Source organism: Stenotrophomonas sp. P5_A8, from assembly GCF_056400545.1.
This window is the reverse complement of the sequence record NZ_JBFULB010000220.1, coordinates 1-6,692: the sequence shown is the minus strand read 5'-3', so window position 1 is coordinate 6,692 and position 6,692 is coordinate 1. Positions and strand designations below refer to the sequence as shown.

The window sequence follows — 6,692 nt, the reverse complement described above, 5'->3', positions numbered from 1 at the left end:
CCGGTGGGCAGCCCTTTTCTTTTGATCTGGCGCGGGATGCGACGGCGCGTTGCGCCGTCGCCCCAAACGCCGCTTCGCAGCGTTTGGGCCCGGTCCCTTTGCCTGCCTCTCCCCGCCCCTGTCGGGGCAGCCCCTCAACAGAGGGGCTTGTGCCACCAGTGGGGAGTGCGCCACCTGACGGCAGGATGAGAAACGCGGGAACAGTGCGTCAGGCAGCCCACCTGTGTTCTACGCCGGGTCCGCTAAACTGCCCGTCTCATGTAACGGATCTCCCCCATGACCGCTGAAATTCTGGTTCCTGTTTCCTTTGGCGAGCTGCTGGACAAGATCTCGATCCTGCAGATCAAGTCCGAGCGCATCGACGATGCCGCCAAACTGGCCAACATCCATGCCGAGCTGAGCGCGCTGGACAAGACCTGGATGGCGCACCCGGCGGCGGTGAAGGACATCGCGCRTCTGCGTGCCGACCTGAAGGCGGTCAACGAGCGGCTGTGGGACATCGAGGACAACATCCGCCTGCAGGACAAGGCGCAGGCCTTCGACGAGAACTTCGTCGCGCTGGCCCGCAGCGTGTACCTGCAGAACGACGAGCGTGCCCGGATCAAGAAGGCGATCAACCTGGCGCTGGGCTCGGGCTACGTCGAAGAGAAGTCGTACAAGGATTACGCACCCAGGGGCGCGTAACTCCGTCGGCCTGCGATGCGCAGGTGGTAATGCCGGCCGCCGGCCGGCAACCCCGCAATGTCCGGCCCCGCTTGACCGCGCAGCGTCAATTGCGCCGATCAGGCCGGGCGATGATCGGCGACATACCGCTCGAACGCGGCGATGCCGTCTTCAACGGTGATCAGCTGCATCACATCGTCGAACTCGACCTTGGTGCCCCATTTCAGTTCGCTGGCCGGCTTGCCGAGGAACCTGCGCGCGGCATCGTCATAGCGGTCCACGCAGTAACGGCGGTCCGAATACGGGCCACTGCGCGCCGGATTGCTGGCCGCATGCAGGCCCAGCACCTTGGTGCCCATGGCGTTGGCGATGTGCATCGGGCCCGAGTCGGGCGTCATCACCAGCGCGGCGCGGGCCAGCAGGGCTGGCAGCTGCTTGAGTGTGTCCTTGCCGACCAGGTCCAGCGCGGGAGTGTGCAGCTGGGCCAGGATGGCGTCGGTCATCTCGCGCTCCAGCGCGCTGCGCCCACCGCACAGCACCACCTGCCAGCCGCGCGCGCTGGCATGGTTGGCCACGGCGGCGTAGCGGTCGGCATACCAGTTGCGGCGCACATGGCTGGAGCAGGGCGAGATCATCAGCACCGGGCGGCCATCGTCCTCCCATTGCGCCTGCGCCCAGTCGACTGCCGCCGGCGGCACGGCCAGGTCCCAGCTGACTTCGGTCTGGGCAATGCCGAGCGGCTCGCCGAAACTGCCGATCGCATCGAGCACATGGATGCCGGGGCGGTCGGGGATGCGTTCGTTGATGAAAAGTCCGTGAAGGTCCTTCGAGCGCGCCTTGTCGTAGCCGATCCTGCGCCTGGCGGGTACGAAGGCGGAGAGCACGTTGGCGCGGAAGGCCACCTGCATCTGCAGCAGCGCCTCGAAACGCCCCGGCGGGAACGTCGCGCGCAGCGCGCGCATCCCGGCCAGCCCGGTCTTCTTGTCGTAGGGGTGGAACACCACGCCGGGCAGGCCGTCGAGCAGTTTGTGACCGGCCTTGTCGATGATCCAGTGCAGTGGCGTGCCTGGCCTGGCCTTCTGCAGGGTCCGCACCAGCGGCACCACGTGGGTGACGTCGCCCAGTGCGGACAAACGCAAAAGACACAAGGAAGAGGACGCTGATGCCATGGTGTTGTTAGACTCGAAGTAATGGTCGCATTCGACGCCACTGAAGCGCTGACGCCTTGCCGTGATGGACGCGGCATGGGTTCCATTCTGTTCGACCGGGAACGGCTGCGGCAAGCCGAGATCGGTCTGTTCTCGCCAGCCCACTGGGCCGAGCGGGCGCGGCCGGTCGGGGACGGCGGCCGGGGCGGTGCGTGGTTCGTCGATGCGCCCTTCGGCCAATGCGTGCTGCGGCTGTACCTGCGCGGCGGCATGGCGGCCAAGCTGAGCCGCGATCAGTACCTGTGGCGCGGCGCCAACCGCACCCGCAGCTTCGCCGAATTCCGCCTGATGCGCGCACTGCGCGCGTTGAAACTGCCGGTGCCGCAGCCGATCGCCGCGTTCTACATGCGCGATGGCATGCGCTACCGGGCCGCGATCCTGATGGAGCGGCTGGAAGGGGTGCGCTCACTTGCCGACCGCGCGCTGGTGGCCGGACGGGGCGCACCGTGGGAGGAAACCGGCCGGCTGATCGCGCGGTTCCATCGCGCCGGCCTGGACCATGCCGACCTCAACGCGCACAACATCCTGTTCGATGCCAACGGCCATGGCTGGCTGATCGATTTCGACCGTTGCGTGCAGCGTATTCCCGCCACCCGTTGGCGCGAAAAGAACCTCAAGCGCCTGCTGCGTTCGCTGATCAAGCTGCGCGGCGAGCGCAGCCAGGACGATGTGGAAAAAGATTACGCACGGCTGCGCCGTGCCTACGACCTGGCCTGGAACCGGGGGTACTGATGTCCTGGGCGCTGCGTTTCATGGGGGTCGGCAATGCGTCGGCCGTCGAGCTCGGCTCGCCGATGGCGGTGATCGAACGCGAGGGCCGGCCGTGKCTGACCATCGACTGCGGTGGCGAGGGTCTGACCGCGTTCCAGGCGCAGTACGGGCATGTCCCGCAGGCGCTGTTCGTCACCCACGTGCACCTGGACCATGTGGCCGGTTTCGAGCGGTTGTTCGTCGATGCCTTTTTCTCGCCGCAACGGCGCGGTCGCATCCGCCTGTATGTGCCGGCCACGGTAGTGCCGCTGCTGCATAAACGGGTGGCCGATTATCCGAACGTGCTGGCCGAGGGCGGCGCCAATTTCTGGGACGCCTTCCAGTTGATCGTGGTCGGCGATGCGTTCTGGCACGACGGTGTGCGGCTGGAGGTGTTCCCGGTGCGTCACCATTGGCCGGAAACCGCCTACGGCCTGCGCCTGAAGGGCGCGATCACCTGGAGCGGCGATACCCGCCCGATTCCGGAGATGCTGGCCCGCTATGCCGACGACAACGAACTGATCGCCCACGACTGTGGCCTGCATGGCAATCCCTCGCATACCGGGGTGGATGATCTGGAGCGCGAGTACAGCCGTGAGTTGCAGTCGCGAATGATGCTGTACCACTACGCCAGCCATGCCGACGGACAGGCGTTGCGCCAGCGCGGGCATCGCGTCGCGCTGCCGGGCGAATGCGTGGCGCTGGCTACGCCGACGGCGATGCACGTGCTGGCCCAGGATCCGCCTTGAGCATGCCGCGCGCGTCCAACGCCGCCGCACTTGCCGCCCATCTCGAAGCGCTCGAGCGCGCCCTGCATGACCCGGTCGTCCGCAGCGATGTGGCGCGCCTGGCGGCGCTGCTTGATGCGGACTTCAGTGAAATCGGCAGCTCAGGCACTTGTTACGGGCGCGCCGCGGCGCTGGTCGACATCCCGGCCGAACGGACCGCAGTGGAGATCGAGTCTGACGACTACGCCGTGAGCCTGCTCGCCCCGACCGTGGCGCAGGTGCGGTATCGCAGCTGGTATGTGATCGACGGCGTGCGCCAGCGCGAGGTGCTGCGTAGTTCGCTTTGGCGTCTGCGCGAGGATGCCTGGCGTGTGGTATTCCACCAGGGCACGCCAACGGCGCCTTGAGCGGCAGCGTCGCGACAGGAAAACCGGGGCCGGAAAAGGTGGCGGCCCCGCCGGCTTGCCTCGGCGCCCGCGTCGATCGATACCGTTGCTGCCTTCCGGCCCTGGCGGGATTTTCGACCTAGCGTCGCGAGGGGCCGACGGGGCCACCATAGAGACGTTCCGCACGCGGGGCGATCAGGGATCGGTGCTCGGCGTGGGAAGCTGTACTGCAGGAGCGTGCCCCCGTAGTGCAGTCGCGCATTCTAGCGCATGCGCGGCACGCAGTGCCAGATACTCGCCTGAATCGCCTGTAGCCAACAGCACGGCCCGGCGTCCATTGGCGTGGCGTGGCGCTAAAATGGCCGGTACAGGAGGAACGACCTCCCCCGCATCGGGAACAACGTCCAGGACGACCTGGCCCCCATCAAGGAGGGCCGTATGGCCTGGATCTATCTGTTGGCAGCCGGTGTACTGGAAATCGTCTGGGCGTTCGCGATGAAGCAGTCCGACGGCTTCAGCAAGCTCACCCCGTCGATCATCACCCTGGTCACCATGATTGCCAGCTTCTGGCTGTTGTCACTGGCGATGCGCACGTTGCCGCTGGGCACGGCATACACGATCTGGACCGGCATCGGCGCGGTCGGCGCGTTCGTCATCGGCATCACCTTCCTCGGCGAAACCGTCAGCGCAATGCGGATTGCCGCGGCGGTGCTGATCGTGAGCGGATTGGTGCTGATGAAGCTGTCGAGCAGTTGACCCCGGGTAGAGCCACACCATGCGTGGCTGACGCGTGTGTGGTGGCGCCGCTCAGCGCGGCCTAACGGGCGTTCCATGTGCACCGCATCCAGGCCGGGACCGTGGCCATCGGGCACGATCGCGGTCACGATGAAGCCCTGTGCAGCGTAGAAACCCCGGGTGTGCTGGCTGGTGCTCAGGGTCAGGCGACGCACGCCGAGGGCACGTGCCTGCGCTACGCGCGCCAGCGCCAGGATGTTGCCCAGGCCCTGGCGGTGCAGGCTGCTGTCGACCATGCCCCAGCAGAATGCAGCCGTGTCCTCATCGGTCCGCATCAGCCCGCCGCAGGCAGCAATCCGGCCGGCACGCTCCACCACGAGGTAATCCTGCGCGCGCTCGCGTTGCAGCAGGTAGTTGGAGAAGTCCCTGCGTTCGTGGGCGCCGAAGTAGTACGGCACGTTGCTGTCGAATATCTCCAGACAGGCGCTTGCATCGGGAGTGGCGAAGAGGCGAAGGGTGGACACGGAATCATCAGCGGGCGAGTAGGGGAGGCTACTGTGCCATGGGCGGTGATCCCCGCCGGGCGATACCCAGCCGCGCGCGCTGTGCGTCCGTAAAGAGCATCGGGGTAGGGCGCACTCAGGCCGTACGATCGAGGCTCCCCATTGGCTGGGATGAAGGACGGTCGCAGGGGCGGACCGTGGCGACAAGGCCGGCCGGAAAACGAAGAAGCCGCCCCGAAGGACGGCTTCTTCCTGAACCTGGCGGAGAGAGGGGGATTCGAACCCCCGAAGCGCGGTTTAGACGCTTACACACTTTCCAGGCGTGCTCCTTCAACCGCTCGGACACCTCTCCGGACCTGCTGCGATAACCCGCTGCAGGGGCGCAGATTCTAGCGGGGGAATTGCAATCGCACAAGCGGCACGAGACGGAGGGCAGGGGGGCTGGACAGGCGTGGCACAATGGACGTCCCGATGAAGACGGTGGCCTGATGTCCTATCTCGTCCTTGCCCGCAAGTGGCGTCCGAAGCGTTTTGCCGAGCTGGTGGGCCAGGAACACGTGGTCCGTGCGCTCAGCAATGCGCTGGACAGCGGCCGGGTGCACCATGCGTTCCTGTTTACCGGTACCCGCGGGGTCGGTAAGACCACCATCGCGCGTATTTTCGCCAAGTCGCTGAACTGCGAGCAGGGCACCAGCGCCGACCCGTGCGGCCAGTGCCCGGCCTGCTTGGACATCGATTCGGGTCGTTACATCGACCTGCTCGAGATCGATGCCGCGTCCAATACCGGCGTGGACGACGTCCGCGAAGTGATCGAGAACGCCCAGTACATGCCCTCGCGCGGCAAGTACAAGGTCTACCTGATCGACGAAGTGCACATGCTGTCCAAGGCGGCCTTCAATGCGCTGCTGAAGACGCTGGAAGAGCCGCCGGAGCATGTGAAGTTCCTGCTGGCCACCACCGACCCGCAGAAGCTGCCGGTGACGGTGCTGTCGCGCTGCCTGCAGTTCAACCTGAAGCGGTTGGACGAGGACCAGATCCAGGGCCAGATGACCCGGATCCTGGCCGCCGAGGAGATCGAATCCGACCCGACGGCGATCGTGCAGCTGGCCAAGGCCGCCGACGGCAGCCTGCGTGATGGCCTGTCGCTGCTCGACCAGGCCATCGCCTATGCCGGCGGGGCGCTGCGCGAGGACGTGGTGCGCACCATGCTGGGCACGGTCGACCGCACCCAGGTGGCCGCCATGCTGGAGGCCCTGGCCGACGGTGACGGCGTACGCCTGTTGCAGGTGGTGGCCGCGCTGGCCGAGTTCTCGCCGGACTGGAGTGGCGTGCTCGAAGCGCTCGCCGAGGCCCTGCACCGCATCCAGGTGCAGCAGCTGGTGCCGGGTGCCCAGGCCGACGGCGAAGGCATCGATGCCGCCGCTTTCGCCCAGCGCCTGCGCCCGGAAGTGGTGCAGCTCTGGTACCAGATGGCACTGGGCGGCCGTCGCGACCTGTATCTGGCGCCGAGCCCGCGCGCCGGCTTTGAAATGGCCGTGCTGCGCATGCTGGCGTTCCGTCCGGCCGCGGCGGTGCCGCCGGTACCGCGTGATCCGGGGACCGGCACCGAGGTGAACAGTGGCTCCGGCAGCGCGGCCCAGGGCAGTGGAATGGCGGCTGCACCCGCGGCCGTAACCGCCACCGTCGTCGCCGCCGCCGCGCCCGCGGCCGTTGTGGCAC

At 67.0% G+C, this 6,692-nt stretch carries 7 protein-coding genes, 1 tRNA gene, 1 other RNA gene and 1 pseudogene; 6 read left to right on the top strand and 4 right to left on the bottom strand.

Going from position 1 to position 6,692, the window contains the following annotated elements; genetic code table 11:
* Positions 1-276: 276 nt before the first annotated feature.
* Positions 277-684, top strand: a complete 408-nt coding sequence (locus tag AC1DQP_RS14530; protein ID WP_478051865.1) for a DUF6165 family protein — start codon at positions 277-279, stop codon at positions 682-684.
* A 98-nt stretch (positions 685-782) separates the two neighbouring features.
* Here AC1DQP_RS14530 and AC1DQP_RS14525 read toward each other — a convergent pair whose 3' ends face one another.
* On the bottom strand, positions 783-1,832 hold the full coding sequence (locus AC1DQP_RS14525) for a glycosyltransferase family 9 protein (protein ID WP_457318081.1): 1,050 nt from the start codon (positions 1,830-1,832) through the stop codon (positions 783-785).
* Positions 1,833-1,853: 21 nt separating this feature from the next.
* Between AC1DQP_RS14525 and AC1DQP_RS14520 the strand changes: the two genes are divergently transcribed.
* The 3 genes from AC1DQP_RS14520 to AC1DQP_RS14510 are packed head-to-tail and all read left to right on the top strand — an operon-like array spanning position 1,854 to position 3,756.
* Entirely contained in the window at positions 1,854-2,603 is a 750-nt protein-coding gene (locus AC1DQP_RS14520) for a 3-deoxy-D-manno-octulosonic acid kinase (protein WP_457318080.1), read from the top strand.
* Positions 2,603-3,370, top strand: coding sequence for an MBL fold metallo-hydrolase (locus tag AC1DQP_RS14515; protein ID WP_478051864.1), 768 nt, complete (start codon positions 2,603-2,605; stop codon positions 3,368-3,370). Before AC1DQP_RS14520 ends, AC1DQP_RS14515 begins: the two co-directional genes overlap by 1 nt.
* 2 nt (positions 3,371-3,372) lie before the next feature.
* A complete protein-coding gene (locus tag AC1DQP_RS14510) occupies positions 3,373-3,756 on the top strand; it encodes a nuclear transport factor 2 family protein (protein WP_457318079.1) in 384 nt (127 codons plus the stop codon).
* A 44-nt stretch (positions 3,757-3,800) separates the two neighbouring features.
* On the opposite strand, the gene ffs is transcribed toward AC1DQP_RS14510, so the two are convergent.
* Positions 3,801-3,897: signal recognition particle sRNA small type (gene ffs / locus AC1DQP_RS14505), an RNA gene on the bottom strand.
* Positions 3,898-4,173: 276 nt separating this feature from the next.
* Between ffs and AC1DQP_RS14500 the strand changes: the two genes are divergently transcribed.
* The gene (locus AC1DQP_RS14500; RefSeq protein ID WP_256775656.1) at positions 4,174-4,491 is read left to right on the top strand and encodes a DMT family transporter; all 318 of its coding nucleotides are present in this window, start codon (positions 4,174-4,176) and stop codon (positions 4,489-4,491) included.
* Positions 4,492-4,574: 83 nt separating this feature from the next.
* Here the strand turns inward: AC1DQP_RS14500 and AC1DQP_RS14495 are convergent.
* Together AC1DQP_RS14495 and AC1DQP_RS14490 are read right to left on the bottom strand one after the other, a co-directional pair.
* Positions 4,575-4,994: pseudogene (locus AC1DQP_RS14495) on the bottom strand (GNAT family N-acetyltransferase); the annotation flags it as partial.
* 238 nt (positions 4,995-5,232) lie between these two features.
* Positions 5,233-5,325, bottom strand: a tRNA-Ser gene (locus AC1DQP_RS14490).
* 136 nt (positions 5,326-5,461) lie between these two features.
* Here AC1DQP_RS14490 and dnaX point away from each other — a divergent pair.
* Positions 5,462-6,692 (top strand): DNA polymerase III subunit gamma/tau (gene dnaX, locus AC1DQP_RS14485; RefSeq protein ID WP_478051863.1); only part of this gene is annotated, 1,231 nt, incomplete at its 3' end.

Coding starts and splice junctions, on each gene's coding strand:
- AC1DQP_RS14525 (WP_457318081.1), bottom strand. CDS start 1,832: ATGGCATCAGCGTCCTCTTCCTTGTGTCTTTTGCGTTTGTCCGCACTG.
- AC1DQP_RS14520 (WP_457318080.1), top strand. CDS start 1,854: ATGGTCGCATTCGACGCCACTGAAGCGCTGACGCCTTGCCGTGATGGA.
- AC1DQP_RS14510 (WP_457318079.1), top strand. CDS start 3,373: ATGCCGCGCGCGTCCAACGCCGCCGCACTTGCCGCCCATCTCGAAGCG.
- AC1DQP_RS14500 (WP_256775656.1), top strand. CDS start 4,174: ATGGCCTGGATCTATCTGTTGGCAGCCGGTGTACTGGAAATCGTCTGG.